Genomic DNA, 18346 nt, shown 5'->3' on the forward strand with positions numbered 1-18346 from the left:
AGGATATGAGCATGACTGACATGTTCCTCGAGAAGTTCCGCGCGCTTGTTCCGACCTACCTCGAGGACGAATGGCAGGAAGAGGATGGCCTTCCCGCGGACGAGCTGGACGCGGCCCTCGCCGAACACCAGTTCCAGGTTCCCCTGGTCCTCCGCGAGTTTTACCTGGCAGTAGGCGGCTGCGAGGACATCATGGAGGCGTACCACTACTTCTGGGACCCCGAAGAGCTGGAAGTGGATGACGAAGGCTTCCTGATGTTCCTCGAGGACGAGGAAGAACAGTTCACCTGGGGCTTCCGCGTCGGCGACCTCGGCATCCCCGACCCCATCGTGTACCGCCGCAACAACGCCCGCGGCCAGTGGAAGAGCGAAGAAGGCACGTTCTCCGAGTTCGTCTTCGACATGTTCGAGTGGGCCTTCAACGACGAAGAAGAAAACTAGGCTCCTCCCCCGGCCGGCCCGCGCACGTAAACGGGGCACTTCGACACGGACACGCCGTGAGCTGAGCCATTTTCCTGGGTTTCGTCGCCCAAAGTGCCCCACGACGGCGCGACTCACCTCGCACCGAAAGCCCCCTGCCGCGACAGTTCCAGTACAGCCAACACCTGGTCCACCATGCGCTCAGGGTGATAGACAACGTCGTCATAGCCGAACCTAAGGCCAAGACGACCACCGATGAGTGTGGCGTTGTTGCGCTTTCGGTCCTTTTTTACTTGCCGGGGCTCGAGATGAGTGTCGCCGTCGGTTTCCACTACGACACACCCCTCGATAAGAAAGTCCACCTCCCCAACCCCTGGAAGCTCTACATGTCTGCGGACATGCAGCCCCGCCCGCCGGAAGTGGTAATCGGCCAGCACTTCCAGAAGGGAATCCGCCCTAGGGATCACGCTGTCCAGGACGGACCTGGCGCGGGCGTTGCGGTTTCCGGGGAGCTTTCGCCGCAGGAATTCCAGGCTGATGTCGCCCCGCTGTGCTGCGCACTGAAGCATGACCAACGATTCCACTGCCGGCAAGCAACGCAGCGAATGAATCAGGACGTCGGCCAAGCCGGCCACCGGCAGCCATGAGTGGTACGGGTGGAGGCATCGGCCGTGGGTCAACATCCCCGTTGGAGTCTTCTTATGCCCGGGACTCAGGTGCACGAGGTCCGCATCGTGAAGTGTCCACAGGCCATAGATCGGCGCCGCGGAGAGGCAGGTCAGCAGAGCGTTGTGCTGCAGCGCCAGGCCGAACACGCCTGCCTCTCGCGGCATGCTGTAGATGCCTCGTCGGATCCGCACAATGCGTCCAGCGGCCAAAGCTTTGTCGAGGGATGTCCGGGAAAATCCGGCCCCGCGGAGCGTCGAGGCCCGGGTTACGCCGGCCCGCGTGCCGAGAAAAGTCACAATATCCATCGTTCCACCGTGCACTCGGACAACAGCAAAGGGCAGACCCAAGATGCCGCATGTGGACAACTGCGCCGTCGTGGGGCACTTCGACACGGACACGCCGTCTCTGCGGCCCGGAATGTCCATCGGAGGCCCCAATGTGCCCCACGAATGAGACGAAGAGAAGAAGAGAGGCCTGTGACACACGCAGTAACAGCAGGCTTGCATCCTGTGACAAACCTGTCATAGACTGTTCACGGATCCGCTAAACGCCTCCGGCGGGTCTGATGCGAACGGAGATATAGCCCCGGTTCGACGCAACGTGTGACTGGTAACGTTGCTGAGAACCGGGGCTATTGCATTTAACGAAATCCCCAAGCAAACAGCAGGGCCCCGGCCAGGTTCACCCCGCCGCGGCCCCGCTGCAAACAAGAGAATCAGCTGGCGCGGTCCACCACAGCCAGGGCAAAGTTGGCCAGCGACGACTTCACAACACCCTCGGGAAGCGGCGCCAGCGCAGCAATTGCTTCGTCGGCCCAGCGGCGGGCAATCACCCAGGACTCGGCGGTGACGGGGTGCTCGCGCAGCCCGGCCACGGCTGCGGCCAAGGCAGCGTCGGAGGTCAGGTCCCCGTCAATGAGCTTCAAGAGTTCGACGGCGGACTGGTCACCGGCCGCAGCATCGCGCCGCAGGAACAGAACGGGCAGCGTGGGCACACCCTCGCGGAGATCCGTGCCCGGGGACTTGCCGGACTTCACCTTGACGCCGGTGACATCAATGACGTCGTCGGCGAGCTGGAAGGCCACGCCCACCTTTTCGCCGTACTCCACCAGGAGGTCCTCGTAGGCCTCGTCGGCACCGGCGAAGATGGCACCGAGCTGGCCGGAGGCGGCCACCAGGGAACCGGTCTTGTCCGCGATGACGGACAGGTAGTGCTCCACCGGATCCTCGTCCGGACGCGGGCCTACAGTCTCGTGCAGCTGGCCCAGGCACAGCCGCTCGAAGGTCCGGGCCTGGATGCCCAGCGCCCGGGAACCAAGTTCGGACACCAGGATGGACGCGCGGGCAAAGATGAGGTCGCCGGTGAGGACCGCCACGGAGTTTCCCCAGACCTCGTGGGCCGTGGGGGCGCCGCGGCGGAACGGGGCCGAGTCCATCACGTCATCGTGGTACAGCGTTGCCAGGTGGGTCAGCTCCACCACGACGGCGGCCTGCACCACGGCGGGCAGCGAAGCGTCGCCGAGGTGGGCACACAGCAAGGTCAGCAGCGGCCGGATGCGCTTGCCGCCGGCTTCCACGAGGTGACGCGACGTTGCGTCAGCCAGGGGATCCGAGTTGGCAATGGCTTCGCGCAGCTTCTTTTCCACCCGCGCCAGGTTGTTGGTGATGGCGGGGCCCAGCTCGGCGTCCTCCGCGATCGCCGCGAAGCCTGCGGGCAGCTGAAGTCCCGTGGCAATGGCGGTGGTGTTGAGGCTGGGTTCGGAGTCCGGCAGGCCGTGCCCGGCGTGCGTCCAGCTGTGGTCTGCGGAGTTGGTCACGGGTTAACCCTAACTTTTTGTTGCGGATACCGCTGATTCGAGGCCGGTGGTGTATTGGATGTGGCCGGAACCAGCGACTCCAGGACGCGGATGGCCCGGTCCTCGAAGCCCTTCGCGGACGGGTCGGTCAGGTTTGCGAGCAGCCGCACCACAAAGCGCATCAGCATGGGAATGGGCATCCCGGTCCGCAGCGCGAGCTTCATGACGGCGGGCTTTCCGATCAGCGCGGCAAACGCCCGTCCCAGCGTGAAATGCGATCCCCACTGGCCCCGCACATAGTCCGCGTACCCCGCGAGGTGCGCATCGGCGTCGTACATTGCCCCCGCGGCAGAGGAACGGGCGGACGCGTCAATGATGAACTCCGCCGCGAACCGTGCCGATTCCATCGCGTAGGAGATGCCCTCGCCGTTGAACGGGGAGACCATACCGCCGGCGTCGCCCAGGAGCAGGAGGCCGGGCGAGTAGTGCGGGGTGCGGTTGAAGCCCATGGGCAGCGCGGCGCCGCGGATTTCACCCATCTGGTTATCCGGGGTGAAGCCCCACTCGGCGGGCATGGCGGCGGTCCATTCGCGCAGGACCTGCTTGTAGTCGAGCTTGCCGAATTCCCTGGACGAGTTCAGGATGCCGAGGCCCACGTTGGAGGTGCCGTCGCCGACGCCGAACACCCAGCCGTAGCCGGGGAGCAGTTTTCCGTCGCGGCCGGGGAGCTCCAGCCAGCCTTCCATCCAGTCGTCGTTGTGCCGGGGGGACGTGAAGTAGGTGCGGACGGCGACGCCGAGGGGGCGGTCGTCCCGCTTGTGGATCCCCAGCGACACGGCGGTTCGCGTCGAGTTGCCGTCCGCGGCGAGTACGACGTCGGCGCTGAAGTCGCGCGACTCCCCCGTCTTGCGTCCGGACTCGTCCAGGAGCGCTGCGCGGACACCGGTCACGCGGCCGTCTTCAGACCGCAGGGCTTCGGTGACGCTGTGACGCTCGAGGATTTGTGCGCCGGCAGCCTGGGCGTGGCGGGCCAGTTCCTCGTCGAAGCCCAGGCGGGTACGGATGAGGCCGTACTGCGGAAAGTCGGAAACCTCGGGCCAGGGCAGCTCAATAGTGCGGCCGCCGGCAATAAGGCGGAGGCCCTTGTTCCGGCGCCAGCCGTCCGCTTCAGGGTGCGGCAGGCCGAGCTTCTGGATTTCGCGGACCGCCCGCGGGGTGAGGCCGTCGCCGCAGACCTTCTCGCGCGGGAAGCTGGTTTTCTCCAGGACGGTCACACTGATGCCGGCCTTGGCAAGGTAATACGCGGCGGTGGAGCCTGCTGGCCCCGCGCCGACAATCAGAACATTCACAGGTCAGCGCTGGATGTTTCGGCGGAGCTTTGCCACGGGGCCCTTGTGTGCGGCGATGGCCTCCGCGGCGCCCTCGGGCGTAGATTCCAGCGGCTTGGTGGCACGGTGGACGGCCACGATCCCGCCGGTCAGGTTGCGGTACGTGACCTTTTCCCAGCCGGATTCCTGCAGCCAGGCGGCCAGGTGGTCCTGGTCCGGCCAGGCGCGGATGGACTCGGCGAGGTAAACGTAGGCGTCCGGGTTGGAGGCCACCTTCACGGCGATGGCCGGCAGGGCACGCATGAGGTATTCCGTGTACATGGTGCGCCACAGCGGAACCACGGGCTGGGAGAACTCGGCGATGACCAGCTTGCCGCCGGGTTTGGTGACGCGCAGCATTTCGGCCAGCGCCTTCTTGGGCTCGTGGACATTGCGCAGCCCGAACGAAATGGTGCTGGCGTCGAAGCTGTTGTCCGCGAACGGCAGGTTGGTGGCGTCGCCGGCAACGAAGTTGATGTCCGGGCGGCGGCGCTTGCCAACTTTGAGCATGCCGAGGGAGAAATCGCAGGCGATGACATCTATGCCCGCATCGGCATATGGCTCGCTGGAGGTGCCGGTTCCCGCGGCCAGGTCCAGCACGCGCTGGCCCCGTTTCATATCCATGGCTTCCACCACGATCCTGCGCCAGCGGCGGGTTTGCCCCATGGAGAGGACATCGTTGACGACGTCGTACTTAGGTGCGACGTCGTCAAACATCGTGGCTACTTCGTCCGGACGCTTTTCCAAGGATGCTCGGTTCACCATGCAATTGTCTCAGACAAACTTGAGAAGGACTTTCGACGAGCCCGTCCCCCGGTCCGAAGCCACGACAAACGCCTCGGCCACGTCACCGGCGTCGAACGTGTGCGTCAGCAGCGGCTCCACATCCAGCCCGTCCGCCAGGTACGCGAGGGCGTCATCCAGCTCGTCCGCGAAGCGGAAGGTCCCGCGGTAATCGATCTCCCGGAAGACGAGTGCGGCGAGCTCGGCCGTCACGGGACCGGCCGGCAGGTTGCCCACCTGGACCACGGTGCCCCCGCGGCGCACGGCCGCGAGGACACCGCCCAGCGCGCGGGCCGCGCCGGAGGCTTCGAACGCAACATCCACCTCGGGAAGCTGCGCGCCGGAACCCACCAGCACGACGTCGTCGGCTCCCATCCGTTTGGCGATCGCCAGCGAAGTCTCGGACAGATCACTGGCGACGACGCTGGCTGCGCCGGCGCGCCGGGCGGCGGCCACCAGCAACGCGCCGATCGGCCCGGCACCATTGACCAGAACGTCCTTACCAGTGAGGCTGCCGGCCCGGGCAACGGCGTGGATCGCCACCGCGAGCGGCTCGGCGACGGCGGCCTGCCGGGTGGTGACGCCGGCGGGCAGTCGCCGCAGCTGTCCCGCCGGAACGGCCTTGCGGGAGGCGAAGGCGCCGTCCGTGTGGGGCCGGTGCGCGGCGCTGCCGTAGTATGTGACCTGCGGGCAGAGGTTCGTGCGACCCGCCAGGCAGCCGGCGCAGTCGCCGCAGTACACGGCCGGGTGGACGGTCACGGCGTCGCCCACCGCGAAGCCGCTCACGCCCTCGCCGAGAAGCGAGATCCGGCCGGCGACCTCGTGGCCCAGGACCATGGGATCGGCCAGGATGCTCAAACCGGAGGCGCCGTGGCTGACGTAGTGCAGGTCCGAGCCGCAGATCCCGCCGTATTCGACGTCGACGATCACCGAGCCGGCCGGGCAGGCCGGGTCCGGGCGGTCCTCGAGACGCAGGTCTCCGGCGGCATGGACAACTACGGCTTTCAAACTGCATCCTCCACGAGGGTCAGGTCGCGTCCCTTGGTTTCAGGGGCGAAGAAGGTGGCCACAAAAGCGATGGCGGAGTAAAGGACCATCATTCCGGCCACCGGCCACCAGGAATTGGTGAACAGTGCCAGCAGGCCTGCGGCGATGATCGGGGCCAGTCCGCCGGAGAGCACACCGCCGATTTCCTTGGCCATAGCCAGCTGGGTGTAGCGGTTGCGGGAGCCGAAGAGTTCGTTCACGTAGGCGGACTGGACCGAGAACATGCCCAGCACGGAGACGGACAGGCCGATGATCAGGGCGAGCGAGACCAGGAACGGATCGCGGGACTGCATCATCAGCAGGGCCGGGATGGCGAAGCACATCTGGAAGCCGGACAGGGCGCGGTACATGCTGCGGCGGCCCACCTTGTCGGAAAGCCAGCCGGCCAGCGGAACCGTGGCGAAGCCGAGGAACGAGCCGATCAGCAGCGCGAAAGTGCCCACGCTCTTGTCCATGCTCAGGCCCGTGACGATGTAGCCGATGAGGAAGGTCTGGATCATGGCCGAGTTGCCGGATTCGCCGATCCGCAGGGCCATCGCCAGGAAGAACGCCTTGCCCTTGCGCTTGGCCTTGGCGGCCGGGGCGGACTGCCCGACGGCGGTGCCGGACTCAGCAGCGAAGGCGGCGGCAGCAGCGGCGTCGGCGATTTCCTGCGCACGGGCGGCCTCGAAAACGGGGCTTTCCTTCAGGTTGCGGCGCATCCAGAGGGCGTACAGGGTAATGCCGATGCTGGCGATGAACGGCAGGCGCCAGCCCCAGCTCATGAGTGCTTCTTCGGGCAGGAGCGTCAGCAGGACCCAGAGGCCGGAGGCCAGCAGTGTGCCGGAGTTGGTGCCGAGGCAGACGAAGGAGGCGATCAGGCCGCGCTTCTTGGGCGGGGCGTATTCGGCCAGCATGACCGATGCGCCGGAGAGTTCGGCGCCGGCGCCGAAGCCCTGGGCGAGGCGGAGGAACACCAGGATGATCGGCGCGGCCAGGCCAATCTGGGCGTAGCCGGGCAGGAAGCCGATGAGCATTGTGGACACGCCCATCATCATGATGGTGATGACCAGGACCTTCTTGCGGCCCACCCGGTCACCCATGCGGCCGAAGAACCAGGCACCGACCGGGCGGGCCAGGAAGCCCACGCCGTAGGTCATGAAGGCGATCAGCAGGCCCACTACGGGGTCGAAGTTGGGGAAGAAGATTTTGGGGAAAATGATGGCGGCGGCCAGCGAATAGAGCTGGAAGTCCATGTATTCCATGGCCGTTCCGAGCCAGCCGGATACTGCAGTCCTGATCAGGTCTTTGGATGAGCGCTGGGTGGCGCCTACCTGGATTGTTGCCGTCATGAACCCCTCTGTTCTACGGGCCTGGCCGGATGCACAGCTTCAATGATGCGGCATGGCCAGACGTCTTTCCTTGTCCCTTCATTGGGACAACGACTGCCATTCAAGCACTGCCATACAAGTGTGTCAACAGATGACGCAGCTCCATTCCTGGACCCTTGCGGACTGTGCCCGAGGCCTGACGGCACAGCTACTGTGGAAGCATGGCCGCCCCCGACACCACCCCGCGCATCTCCGCCCGGATGATGGCGTATGCACAGATCCGCGAGCGGATCATCTCCGGCGAGGACGCGCCCGGGACGCTCCTTTCCGAGAACGAGCTCGCGCACCACCTCGGCACCAGCCGCCAGCCCATCCGCGAGGCCCTGCTGCTCATCGCGCAGGAAGGTCTGGTGGAGATCCGCCCGCAGAGCGGCACGTACGTGACCTACCTGGACGCGGACATCGTGGCGCAGGCCCAGTTCATCCGTGAGGCCATTGAAGTGGCGTCGCTGGCCGACTGTGCCCGCAACATCACCCCTGAAGCCGCGGCCGCGCTCTACGAACTCCTGGACCGGCAGGACGCCTGCACCACCCGCGAGGAGTTCTACCCGCTGGACGAGGACTTCCACCGGACGCTGCTGGCCATCGCCGGCCACGAAACAGCCTGGGCCACCGTTTCCAATGCCAAGGGCCACCTGGACCGCGCCCGCTATCTGGGGCTCAGCGGCTACCGCCGTATCACCGAGTACGCCGCCGATCACCGCCACATGCTGGACGCGATCCTCGTCGGCGACCTTTCTGCCGCGGAAGACGGGCTGCGCAGCCACCTGCGTTTCATCCTTGACGACGTCGCGAGCATGCGTGCAGTCCGGCCGGAACTGTTCACAGCCCCTGCCGGGCCCGAGCGGCGCACCGGCCGGCCGGCCCGGGTCTGAGTCCTGGGACTTCAGCGGGCGCTTCCCAGCGCATCTCTGCCGCTCCCCGAGCATCCCTGCCCCTCCCCCAAGGCGACCGGCACGGCCCAACGCGGCCGCACGCATACGCGGGAGTAATGTTGTCTCATCATGACGAGCACGTTCCGCACCCTCACAGTCCCCCTGGATGGCAACGCATCTGCCGGCGGACTGCCGCAGTTCCTGGTCCGGGACGACGTCCTTTGCTGGACCCGCCGCGAAGCCGGCCTGGTGGGCTTCGGCGAGATCGCCCGCTTCACGGCCACCGGCCCTGAGCGCTTCCTCGAGGCCGACATCTGGTGGCGCCACCTGGTCCTCGAAGCGGACATCAGCGACTCCGTGGAGCTGCCCGGCACCGGCCCGGTGGCTTTCGGCTCCTTCGCATTCTCCAAGAAGTCCACCCACGTATCGCGGCTGATTGTGCCGGAGATCGTGGTGGGCGTCCGGGACGGCCAGTACTGGCTCACCCAAATGACGTTCGACGACGGCGAACTCACCGAGGCGGGTGCACTCACCGCACTTGCTGGGTGGCTGAGCGGTGGCAGCACCCCCGGCGACGTACCCGCCGGTGGTGAGGCCGGCGCCGTCGTACGTCCTTTGCCTTCCGCCGACGGGGCCACACTGCACACCGGCTCGCTCAGTGAAGAAGACTGGATGGCCGCCGTCGCCGCTGGTGTGGCGGAGATCCGGACCGGCGCGTTGGAGAAATTAGTGCTGGCACGGGACATTGTGGCCACGGTGCCGTCGGGCGTGAACGCCGCGCAGGTGCTGCGTGAGCTGGCCGTGCGGTACCGCGAATGCTGGACGTATGGCGTGGACGGGCTGGTGGGCGCCACCCCGGAGATGCTGATCCAGGTGGAGGGCCGCACCGCCCAGGCGCGCGTGCTGGCCGGGACGCTGGACCGCCGCGACGCGCACGGCGAGGCCGGGATACCGATGGACTATGCCGAACGGGTGCTGGCCGGGTCCGAGAAGCAGAGGCATGAGCACGAGATCGCGATCCAGTCGCTGACGTCGCAGCTGGCACCGTTTTCCGAGGCCATGAACGCACACGACGAACCCTTCATTTTGGAGCTGCCGAACGTGTGGCACCTGGCGTCGGACGTAAAGGCGGAGCTCGCCGAGGTGGAGGGCCACGTGCCCACGTGCCTCGCACTGATCAACGCACTGCACCCCACAGCCGCGGTCTGCGGCACGCCCACACTGGTGGCCGGCGCCCTGATCCGCAAGCTTGAGCACCTGGACCGCGGCCCGTATGCGGGGCCGGTGGGCTGGCTCGACGCTGCCGGGAATGGCGAGTGGGGCATCGCGCTGCGTGGCGCCGTGATCGAGGATCCGCATACCGTGCGGTTATATGCCGGTTGCGGCATAGTGGATGGCTCCCAGCCTGAGGCTGAGCTTGCGGAGACGTGGGCGAAGTTCCGGCCGATGCTGGAGTCACTGGGGATTTCCAACTAGGGTCACCATTCCCCACCCACCTGACTGGCAGTTAACGTCCCGAGACCGCGTTTTCACGACGTTAAATGCGAGCTAGATTGGCGGGGTGTCCGAAATTCCAGACACGGGTGGCTTCCCAGGTCTTGATTTATGCTGTGATTTAGTTATCCAATAGTAAAACTAAGTTTCATGTGATGCACATCTCTCATTCGGCGCTACACTATGAACCGATTTAGTACCGCATACTCCTGCAACAAAAGGTAAAGAACCATGCAGCTCAAGTCCCTCGCCTCGGCAAAGCTGGCCGCCAAGGCAGCCGCAATCCTCGCCGTCGGCGCCCTTTCCCTTACGGCCTGCGGCGGGAGCTCAACGCCCGCAGCGTCCCCGGGCGGCGTCGCGCTGTTGGAGTCAGGCAAGCTGACCGTCTGCTCGGACATTCCGTACGAGCCCTTCGAATTCGTCAAGGACGGCAAGAACGTGGGCTTCGACATGGATCTGGTGGCCGAGATCGCCAAGGATCTCAAGGTTGAGCCCAACGTCCTGACAGTCGGCTTTGAAGGCATCCAGTCCGGCCAGGCACTCAACACCGCCCAGTGCGACATCGCCGTGTCCAGCATCTCCATCACGGACGACCGCAAGACGGTTATGGACTTTTCCACTCCGTACCTGGATGACGATCTGTCCCTCCTGGCCACCAAGGCCTCAGGCCTGAAGAATATCGACAGCCTCAAGGGCAAGAAGGTGGGCGTCCAGCAGGGGACCACCGGCGAAGACTATGCGACATCCAAGGGCCTGGAGACCGTCCAGTACGAGAACACCGGTCTGCTTGTCCAGGCCATCAAGACCGGCGGCGTCGACGCGGCAATCGGCAACCAGTCAGTGCTGGGCTATGCCGCCAAGGGAGACGACTCGCTGGTGTTCGCCGAGACCTACAAGACCGGCGAACAGCTCGGTGTGGCAGTCAAGAAGGACAACAAGGCCATGGCGGACGCCGTCAACGGCACGCTGAAGCGCCTGACCGACGACGGCACCATCACCAAGCTGAAGTCCACCTGGTTCGGCGAAGCAGTCAAGTAAACCATTTCACCCATTCAGGTGGCCCGGCCAAGAGCCGGGCCACCTGATGCGTTCAACAGGGCGGTAACCCCCATGGCAATGACAGTTCGTCAACGTACGCGCGTCAGCAGATCCATCCAGTACGGCATATTGATCGCGGCGTTTCTGGCGTTTGTGCTGCTGGCCGACTGGAGCAAGATTTCCAGCGCATTCCTCAACGTCAATGCGGCCGTGAATCAATTCCCCACGATCATCACCGTTGCGCTCAAAAACACCGTGATCTACACGGCCCTCAGCTTTGTAGTCGGTGTTTCGGGCGGCCTGCTCCTGGCCCTGATGAAGCTGTCCCCGGTGGGCCCCTACCGCTGGCTCGCAACGATTTACATCGAGTTCTTCCGCGGCGTGCCTGCCCTGCTGGTCTTCATCGCTTTCGGCTATGGCATTCCCACTGCTTTCGGCATCCGCTTCGACATCTATGTCACGGTGATGCTGGCCTTGGGGATGGTGGCCGCCGCTTACATCGCCGAGACCCTGCGCGCAGGCCTGCAGGCCGTGCCGAAGGGGCAGCTTGAGGCGGCCCGGTCGCTGGGAATGCCGCAATGGCGCGCAATGGTTTCCATTGTGATTCCCCAGGCCTTCAAGATCGTGCTGCCGCCGCTGACCAACGAAATTATCCTGCTCACCAAGGATTCCTCACTTGTCTACGTGCTGGGCATGGCAGTTTCCCAGTACGAGCTGACCAAGCTCGGCCGTGACGGCATCACCCAGCCCGGAGCCGGCCTGACGCCGCTGGTCGTTGCGGGCGCCTGCTACCTGATCATCACCATCCCGTTGGGAATCCTGGCTCGCCGCTTTGAATCCCGAACCGCAAAGTCGAATCGCTAGGAGCCACCATGACTGAACAGATGTCATCGGCTGCACCCAACGCCCGGATCCACGCCGCCGGAGTTTCCATCAAGGACCTCCGCAAGTCCTACGGCTCCAACGAGGTCCTCAAGGGCATCAGCCTCGAGGTGAAGCCCGGCGAGGTTGTCTGCCTCATCGGCCCGTCCGGGTCCGGCAAGTCCACCCTGCTGCGCTGCGTGAACCTGCTCGAACAGCCCAACAAGGGAACCATCCACGTGGGCGGCTTCGAGGCCACGGACCTGGACGTAGACATCGACAAAATGCGCCGCAAGGTGGGCATGGTGTTCCAGCAGTTCAACCTGTTCCCGCACCTGGACGCCAAGCGGAACTGCACCATCGCGCAGACGAAGGTCCTGAAGCGGTCCCAGGAAGAGGCCGACAAGGTGGCCCAGCACAACCTGGACCGCGTGGGCCTGGGGCACCTGTCCGACCGTTTCCCGGACCAGCTTTCCGGCGGCCAGCAGCAGCGCGTCGCGATCGCCCGGGCGCTGAGCATGGACCCTGAACTGATGCTCTTTGACGAGCCAACCTCCGCGCTGGACCCCGAGACCGTCGGCGATGTCCTCTCGGTCATGCGGAACCTGGCAAAGGAGGGCATGACCATGCTGGTGGTCACCCACGAGATGGGCTTCGCCCGCGAGGTTGCTGACCGCGTGGTGTTCATGGATGGCGGCGTGGTGGTGGAGGAAGGCGTGGCCGAGCAGGTCATTTCCGCACCCACCCAGGCCCGCACCAAGGAGTTCCTGCGCCGAGTCCTGGACCCGACGCACATCGAGATCGAAGAGTAGGCCGGGGCCGCGCGCCGAGAACCGCAGAACGCGCACGACGCCGGGGCACGCCTGTGACGCACCGGCAGGTTCGTATTCGACGCGCACACTCTCTGGCGCGCCTGAATATGGTCTGCACAAGCGATTATCCGAGTCGCCATTGGACAACCGCGTCGGGAACTACCCTGCCAGGACTCCTCCGACGGCGGCGGCCACGGCCTTCTTGATGCGGGCGTGGAGGGCGCGAAGGCCAATACGGTCGGTGCGGACTTCGATGATGCTGCGCCCCTTCAGCGGTGCGGCGAGCGCCTCGGCGAGTCCCGCCGTCGTACTTACCGAGCAGTGCCCGACGCCGTACGCTGCGGCAAGTGCCGCAATGTCCACGGTGTGGGGGGTGCCGAAGAGCCGCTCGACGGCGTCCGTGTAGCGTCCGGATTCACGCACAGCCCCGTGCTCCAGCAGATCAAAGATGGCCCCGCCGGCGTCGTTCAGCACCACGATCCGGAGCCCGGGTTCGGGTTCGCCGGCGCCCAGGAGCAGCCCCCCGGCGTCGTGCAGGAAGGTGACGTCACCCAGCAGCAGCGTGGTGTCCTGGCGGCCGCCGAGGGCAATCCCGGTGGCAGTGGAGATGGTGCCGTCGATCCCGGCGAGGCCGCGGTTGGCGTACACCGTGGCCGCCGGCTCGGCGGCGGGAAGGCCGGCCAGGTCAACATCGCGGATGCCGTTGGAGGATCCCAGCATCAACTGGCCGCGGGCGTGCTGCCAGACCTGGCCGCCCACGGACGGTCCGGTGGCGGCGGGCTCGGCGGCCAGGACGCCGTCGAGCGCGTGCTGCGCGGCGGCACCGGCCAGCAGCCAGGTATCCAGCCAGTCGGACGGGCCGCGGCCGGCGAAGTCGGCGAGGTCGGCCAGGTTCTCCAGCGGAAGTTCCGTGCGCCGGCCCGGCTGGTACCAGGCCACGGGAACCGGCTGGTACAGCGCGGATGGCACGTCGGCCCGCTCCAGCAACGCAGCAACCGGGCGGGATAACGTGGGCCGGCCGAACATCACCACCCGTTCGATGGGCTGTGCCGCGGACGGTCCGAAGTGTTCCAGCAGCAGCCGGTACGGGCCCACGGCGTTGGGGCCGAAGCGGGCGTTTGAGGACGGCTCCGCAAGCAGCGGCAGGCCGTGGGCGCGGGCAAACGCCTCGGCGACAGGCCCGGCGTCGTGCCCTGCCAGCACCACGGTGCGCCGTTCCTCCAGGGAGGCAGGGGCGGGCGGCAGTGTCATGGTGAGCGGGTCGGTGCCGATCCGGAACCGGGAGTGCCCGGCCGCCGTCGGAAGCCCCTCCCCCGGAGCGGGAACCAGCGGGTCGCGGAACGCCAGGTTCAGCTGGACGGGCCCGGGTGCGAGGTCGGAAAACGCTCCGGTGGCCGCGGCCAGCGCCGTTTCCACTGCGCGCACCGGGTTGCTGCCGGCCGGGACGTCGGCGGCGAAGCGCACGTGCTCACCGAACAGGTCCAGCTGGATGGTGGTCTGGTTGGCGCCGGTCCCCTGCAGCTCTTGGGGCCGGTCAGCTGACACCACCACCAGCGGAACGGCGGCGTGGTTGGCCTCCATTACTGCGGGCATAAGATTCCCGACGGCGGTGCCTGAGGTGGTGAGGACGGCCGCCGGGGAGCCGGTGGACAGGGCGAGGCCAAGGGCCGTGAAGCCGGCGGAACGTTCGTCGATGCGGACCAGGAGGTCCACGCGGCCGGCCGCTTCGGCCTCGGCCAGGGCGTAGGCCATCGGGGCGGAACGCGATCCGGGCGAGACCACCACGTGCTGGACGCCGCCGTCGATCAGGGCGTCGACGGCGATCCGCGCCGCCTCGAGCGAGGTCAGGACGGGTGCGGCCGGGGGTGGGGAGGCGCCGTCGTCGGATGCGGGATGGAAGGCGGAGTCATTCGGCGAAGTCACCGAACCAGTCTGCCACCCTGAAACGCTCTCTCACTTCCTGTCGCTTAAACCCGAACGCTCTCTCACTCGACGCCCGGCGGCGGACACGTACTGATAGAGCGTTGGCCAAAAACCTGCAGGAAGTGAGAGAGCGTCCTGGAAGGAGAGCCGGGCCGGAACTCCCCCCGCACCCGTACTAAGCGCATAGACTCGGACCAGAAGGAGTATTCACATGGCAAAGGGTCCCACTGTTTACCACGTCGCGGAACGCGCCGGCGTCTCCATAGCAACCGTCTCGTTCACGTTCCGGCAGCCGGAAAAGGTCAAGGCCTCGACCCGCGAACTGGTGCTGGCGGCCGCCGACGAGCTCGGCTATGTGCCCAGCGCGAGCGCCCGGGGCCTGGCGCGGGGCAGGACCGGGGCTTTGGGCCTGTTTGCCTTTGACTACCTGCTGGACCCTTCGGGCGGACCGGGCGGACCGGGCGGACCGGGCGGAACCGGCGGACCCGGCGGAACCGGCGGACCCGGCGGACTGTCGCAGGATGTGGACGCACCGGGTGACCGCGAAGACGGGAACCTCCGGCTGTTCCCCCTGTACGTGGACGAGGTCCAGCGCGGTGTTGAACTGGAATGCTGGCGCCGAGGGCAGGCACTGCTGGTTGGCGGCGGCAACCCGGCGAACAACGAGGCCGTGCTGTCCGATATTGCCGGGAGGGTTGACGGGCTGGCCGTGTTCCCGCGTTCGGTGCCGGTCGAAGCCCTGGCGCGCATATCCCGCCGCATCCCCGTGGTGGAGGTTTCCGAGAGCCAGCGCAACCGCAGCGTGGACCACGTGACCGTTGACAATGCTTCCGGTGCACGGGCGATCACCGAACACCTGATCAACGCGCACGGACTCACCGAACTGCTGTTCATCGGCGCCATGCCGTCATCCGACAACGATGAACGGCTCGAGGCCTTCCGCGGCGCCCTCACCGACGCCGGTGCGGGCCTTCGGCACGAGCCCCAGTATCCAGCAGGCAGCGAGCCCGCGGTTGCGGAAATCGTCCGGACCATCTGCCAGCAGGGCGTCCTGCCACAGGCGTTTGTGTGCGCCACCGACCAGGACGCACTGGTGGTCATGGATGTGCTGGCCGAGGCCGGGGTTGCGGTGCCGAAGCAGGTGGCCGTCACCGGGTTCGACGGCATCGCCGCGGGACGCGTCATCCGGCCGTCGCTGACCACAGTCCGCCAGCCCATGGAACGGATGGGGCGGACCATGGTGGAGCTGCTCCTGGACCGGCTGGATCACCCCGACAAGCCTCCGGTGGAGCTCCGCCTCCCCGTCAGCGTCCTGCTGCGCGAAAGCTGCGGCTGCACGCCGGCCTAGGCATAGGAGCATCGCGCGCCGGGATCGCGGGGCAGCGGTCCGGAAGTAACGTACGACGGCGGCCCGGGGGCACCTGCGGGCGCGGACGTCACCAGCAGGGCCGGCGCAGGGACGTCGGGGCCACAACTGTCCGTTCGCGCCCGGTGGTTCAAAAAACTTAGCGCCAGCTGTTGCCAAGATCACATTCAATGCGCTTAGATTGATCTTACGTAAAGAATCAAAGCGCTTAGATATCTCCTGGCGGGATGGCTCCACCTCTCCTGCTCCCTCCGCGCCGTGCCACCTGCCGGCCCGCGGAACCACGAAAGGAACAATGATGATCCATCCGAATGCGAAGAAGGCAGCAGCCGTCGGCATCGCAGCCGTACTCCTGCTCACAGCCTGCGGGCGGGACTCCGCCAGCCCCACCGCATCGTCCCCTGCCGAAGCCATTGCCTCCGGGCCGGCGTCGGGCACCATCACCCTGTGGGCGCAGGGCGCCGAAGGCGAGGCGCTGCCCGCGCTGCTGAAGGAATTCGAAGCCGAGAACCCGGGCGTCAAAGTCAACGTCACGGCCATCCCCTGGGACGCGGCCCTGAGCAAGTACCAGACCGCCATCGCCGGCGGCACCACCCCGGATGTGGCCCAGATGGGCACCACCTGGATGGGCGACTTCGCCAAATCCTTCGACCCCACACCCAAGGAGATCGAGTCCGGCGACTTCTTCCCCGGTTCGGTGAAGTCCACCGAGGTGGAGGGAACCACCTACGGCGTGCCCTGGTACGTCGACACCCGCGTGGTCTACTACCGCAGCGACCTGGCGGAAAAGGCCGGAATCACCAAGGCACCCGAAACCTGGGACGACTTCAAAGCCCTGGCCAAGGGTCTCCAGGAGAAGGCCGGGGCAAAGTACGGAGTCCAGCTGCCCGCCGGCGTCGCCGGCTCCTACCTGGACACCCTCCCCTTCCAGTGGTCCAACGGCGCGAAACTGATGAACGACGACGGCACCAAGTGGACCCTCGACACCCCGGAAGCGGCAGAGGCGCTGAAGTACTACGCCAGCTTCTTCGCTGACGGGCTCGCATCCAAGGCCGTGTCCACCGGCACCACTGCCGAAGCTTCCTTCGTGGACGGTTCCGCCCCCATGATGATCAGCGGCCCGTGGCACGTCGGCCTGCTCAACAAGGCCGGCGGCGCAGGCTTTGAGGACAAGTACAAGGTCGCCCCGATGCCCAAGGAAAAGACCTCAACGTCCTTCGTCGGCGGTTCAAACATGGTGGTCTTCAAGAAGTCCGAGAACCGCGATTCGTCGTGGAAGCTCCTCCAGTGGCTGTCCAAGCCGGAGGTTCAGCTCAAGTGGTACGAGGCCACCGGTGACCTGCCCTCGCAGCAGAGTGCCTGGAAGGACCCGTCGCTGGCCGGCGACAGCAAGCTCTCTGTCTTCGGAGACCAGCTCAAGTCCACCAACAACCCGCCGGCCGTAACCACCTGGACCCAGGTTGCCGCAGCCGCGGACAGCGAAATCGAACAGATCGTCAAGGCCGGCAAGGATCCCGCCGAGGCCCTGAAGTCGCTGCAGCAGGCCGCAGATTCGATCGGCACCGGGAAGTAACAGTGGCTGCCACCACCAACACGATGCCTGCCGGCACCTCCAGGGGTGCCGGCAGGCCTCCGGCCAGGCCCGGGGGCTCGCGCCGGCGCCGGAATGCCATCACCGCATGGCTGTTCGCCGCGCCGTTTGTCCTCATCTTCGGCATCTTTATGCTGGGTCCGCTCGTGTCATCGTTCCTGATGTCCTTCACGGACTTCACCAGCCGCGACATCGACAACCCGCTCGCTGTGGGATTCGTGGGGCTTGACCAGTACATCGCCCTGTTCAAGAATCCGCAGTTCGTGCATTCCATCCTGAACACGGCCTACTTCGTGCTGGTCGGCATCCCCCTCACCATGGTCCTGGCCCTCGCCCTGGCGGTGGCCCTGAACAACGGCATCACCCGCTTCCGCACGGCCTTCCGCGTTGGCTTCTACACCCCCGTGGTCACCAGCATCATCGCCGTGGCCGTGGTGTGGCGATTCATCCTCCAGCCCGACGGCCTGCTGAACATCATCCTCAGCTGGGTGGGCATCGCTGGACCGGACTGGCTCAACAGCACCGCCTGGTCCATGCCGTCGCTGATCCTGATGGCCGTCTGGCGCAACCTGGGCACGCTGATGATCATCTTCCTGGCCGGGCTCCAGGGCGTCCCGTCGGACATCCTCGAGGCGGCCGAGGTGGACGGCGCCAGTCCCTGGCAGCGGTTCATGAAGATCACGCTCCCGATGCTGCGTCCCACCCTCCTCCTGGGCACGGTCCTGCTGTCCGTAGGGTTCCTCCAGGTCTTCGAGGAGCCGTTTGTGATGACCAAGGGCGGCCCGCTGGACTCCACCCTGTCGGTCAGCTACTTCACCTTTAACCAGTTCGGGTTCGGCAAATACGGGCTCGCGTCGGCCGCCAGCTATGTGCTTTTCGTAGCCATCGCGCTGTTGAGCCTCATCCAATTCCGTGCCCTGCGATCCAAGGACTGAG

At 66.2% G+C, this 18346-nt stretch carries 16 protein-coding genes; 9 read left to right on the plus strand and 7 right to left on the minus strand.

The features are described 5' to 3' along the window. Positions 1 to 11: 11 nt before the first annotated feature. Positions 12 to 440 carry a hypothetical protein gene (locus ASG77_RS10365; RefSeq protein ID WP_056344779.1) on the plus strand — a complete coding sequence of 143 codons (429 nt, stop codon included), beginning with the start codon at positions 12 to 14 and terminating at the stop codon, positions 438 to 440. Positions 441 to 553: 113 nt separating this feature from the next. Here ASG77_RS10365 and ASG77_RS10370 read toward each other — a convergent pair whose 3' ends face one another. The 6 genes from ASG77_RS10370 to ASG77_RS10395 all read right to left on the minus strand — a co-directional run bounded on the left by ASG77_RS10370 (position 554) and on the right by ASG77_RS10395 (position 7411). After that, positions 554 to 1393, minus strand: a complete 840-nt coding sequence (locus ASG77_RS10370) for a type IV toxin-antitoxin system AbiEi family antitoxin domain-containing protein (protein WP_056344782.1) — start codon at positions 1391 to 1393, stop codon at positions 554 to 556. A 410-nt stretch (positions 1394 to 1803) separates the two neighbouring features. Then, a complete protein-coding gene (locus ASG77_RS10375) occupies positions 1804 to 2904 on the minus strand; it encodes a polyprenyl synthetase family protein (RefSeq protein ID WP_056344784.1) in 1101 nt (366 codons plus the stop codon). Next, positions 2901 to 4232, minus strand: coding sequence for a geranylgeranyl reductase family protein (locus ASG77_RS10380; protein WP_056344788.1), 1332 nt, complete (start codon positions 4230 to 4232; stop codon positions 2901 to 2903). Before ASG77_RS10380 ends, ASG77_RS10375 begins: the two co-directional genes overlap by 4 nt. 3 nt (positions 4233 to 4235) lie before the next feature. Next, complete coding sequence (locus ASG77_RS10385) at positions 4236 to 5012, minus strand: demethylmenaquinone methyltransferase (protein WP_235564438.1); 777 nt, start codon at positions 5010 to 5012, stop codon at positions 4236 to 4238. A gap of 12 nt (positions 5013 to 5024) precedes the next feature. Continuing rightward, positions 5025 to 6041, minus strand: a complete 1017-nt coding sequence (locus ASG77_RS10390) for an L-idonate 5-dehydrogenase (RefSeq protein ID WP_056344792.1) — start codon at positions 6039 to 6041, stop codon at positions 5025 to 5027. Beyond that, entirely contained in the window at positions 6038 to 7411 is a 1374-nt protein-coding gene (locus ASG77_RS10395) for an MFS transporter (protein WP_056344794.1), read from the minus strand. Before ASG77_RS10395 ends, ASG77_RS10390 begins: the two co-directional genes overlap by 4 nt. 200 nt (positions 7412 to 7611) lie before the next feature. Here ASG77_RS10395 and ASG77_RS10400 point away from each other — a divergent pair, with 200 nt between their 5' ends. From ASG77_RS10400 to ASG77_RS10420, 5 genes are all read left to right on the plus strand, one after another. After that, positions 7612 to 8325: a GntR family transcriptional regulator gene (locus ASG77_RS10400; protein WP_056344797.1), complete on the plus strand. Its 714-nt coding sequence runs from the start codon at positions 7612 to 7614 to the stop codon at positions 8323 to 8325. Between the two features lie 129 nt (positions 8326 to 8454). After that, entirely contained in the window at positions 8455 to 9801 is a 1347-nt protein-coding gene (locus ASG77_RS10405) for an isochorismate synthase (protein ID WP_056344800.1), read from the plus strand. Between the two features lie 249 nt (positions 9802 to 10050). Next, positions 10051 to 10857 carry an ABC transporter substrate-binding protein gene (locus ASG77_RS10410; RefSeq protein ID WP_056344803.1) on the plus strand — a complete coding sequence of 269 codons (807 nt, stop codon included), beginning with the start codon at positions 10051 to 10053 and terminating at the stop codon, positions 10855 to 10857. Positions 10858 to 10929: 72 nt separating this feature from the next. Next, complete coding sequence (locus ASG77_RS10415) at positions 10930 to 11721, plus strand: amino acid ABC transporter permease (protein WP_056344805.1); 792 nt, start codon at positions 10930 to 10932, stop codon at positions 11719 to 11721. An 8-nt stretch (positions 11722 to 11729) separates the two neighbouring features. Then, positions 11730 to 12530 carry an amino acid ABC transporter ATP-binding protein gene (locus ASG77_RS10420; RefSeq protein ID WP_327019615.1) on the plus strand — a complete coding sequence of 267 codons (801 nt, stop codon included), beginning with the start codon at positions 11730 to 11732 and terminating at the stop codon, positions 12528 to 12530. A 159-nt stretch (positions 12531 to 12689) separates the two neighbouring features. Here the strand turns inward: ASG77_RS10420 and menD are convergent, their stop codons facing one another. After that, positions 12690 to 14453: a 2-succinyl-5-enolpyruvyl-6-hydroxy-3-cyclohexene-1-carboxylic-acid synthase gene (gene menD, locus ASG77_RS10425; RefSeq protein WP_082575940.1), complete on the minus strand. Its 1764-nt coding sequence runs from the start codon at positions 14451 to 14453 to the stop codon at positions 12690 to 12692. A gap of 211 nt (positions 14454 to 14664) precedes the next feature. On the opposite strand from menD, the gene ASG77_RS10430 reads away from it, so the two are divergent. The 3 genes from ASG77_RS10430 (at position 14665) to ASG77_RS10440 (ending at position 18345) form a co-directional block, all read left to right on the plus strand. Further along, positions 14665 to 15801 (plus strand): LacI family DNA-binding transcriptional regulator, encoded by a 1137-nt coding sequence (locus ASG77_RS10430; RefSeq protein ID WP_056344808.1) that lies wholly within the window; start codon positions 14665 to 14667, stop codon positions 15799 to 15801. A 316-nt stretch (positions 15802 to 16117) separates the two neighbouring features. Continuing rightward, on the plus strand, positions 16118 to 17392 hold the full coding sequence (locus ASG77_RS10435) for a sugar ABC transporter substrate-binding protein (protein WP_056344811.1): 1275 nt from the start codon (positions 16118 to 16120) through the stop codon (positions 17390 to 17392). Positions 17393 to 17415: 23 nt separating this feature from the next. Further along, complete coding sequence (locus tag ASG77_RS10440; RefSeq protein ID WP_056345215.1) at positions 17416 to 18345, plus strand: carbohydrate ABC transporter permease; 930 nt, start codon at positions 17416 to 17418, stop codon at positions 18343 to 18345. Position 18346: the final 1 nt, after the last annotated feature.

This window comes from Arthrobacter sp. Soil762 (assembly GCF_001428335.1).
Taxonomy (GTDB): domain Bacteria; phylum Actinomycetota; class Actinomycetes; order Actinomycetales; family Micrococcaceae; genus Arthrobacter.

Coding starts and splice junctions, on each gene's coding strand:
- ASG77_RS10395 (WP_056344794.1), bottom strand. CDS start 7,411: ATGACGGCAACAATCCAGGTAGGCGCCACCCAGCGCTCATCCAAAGAC.
- ASG77_RS10365 (WP_056344779.1), top strand. CDS start 12: ATGACTGACATGTTCCTCGAGAAGTTCCGCGCGCTTGTTCCGACCTAC.
- ASG77_RS10415 (WP_056344805.1), top strand. CDS start 10,930: ATGGCAATGACAGTTCGTCAACGTACGCGCGTCAGCAGATCCATCCAG.
- ASG77_RS10440 (WP_056345215.1), top strand. CDS start 17,416: ATGCCTGCCGGCACCTCCAGGGGTGCCGGCAGGCCTCCGGCCAGGCCC.
- ASG77_RS10410 (WP_056344803.1), top strand. CDS start 10,051: ATGCAGCTCAAGTCCCTCGCCTCGGCAAAGCTGGCCGCCAAGGCAGCC.
- ASG77_RS10405 (WP_056344800.1), top strand. CDS start 8,455: ATGACGAGCACGTTCCGCACCCTCACAGTCCCCCTGGATGGCAACGCA.
- ASG77_RS10400 (WP_056344797.1), top strand. CDS start 7,612: ATGGCCGCCCCCGACACCACCCCGCGCATCTCCGCCCGGATGATGGCG.
- ASG77_RS10430 (WP_056344808.1), top strand. CDS start 14,665: ATGGCAAAGGGTCCCACTGTTTACCACGTCGCGGAACGCGCCGGCGTC.
- ASG77_RS10435 (WP_056344811.1), top strand. CDS start 16,118: ATGATCCATCCGAATGCGAAGAAGGCAGCAGCCGTCGGCATCGCAGCC.
- ASG77_RS10370 (WP_056344782.1), bottom strand. CDS start 1,393: ATGGATATTGTGACTTTTCTCGGCACGCGGGCCGGCGTAACCCGGGCC.
- ASG77_RS10420 (WP_327019615.1), top strand. CDS start 11,730: ATGACTGAACAGATGTCATCGGCTGCACCCAACGCCCGGATCCACGCC.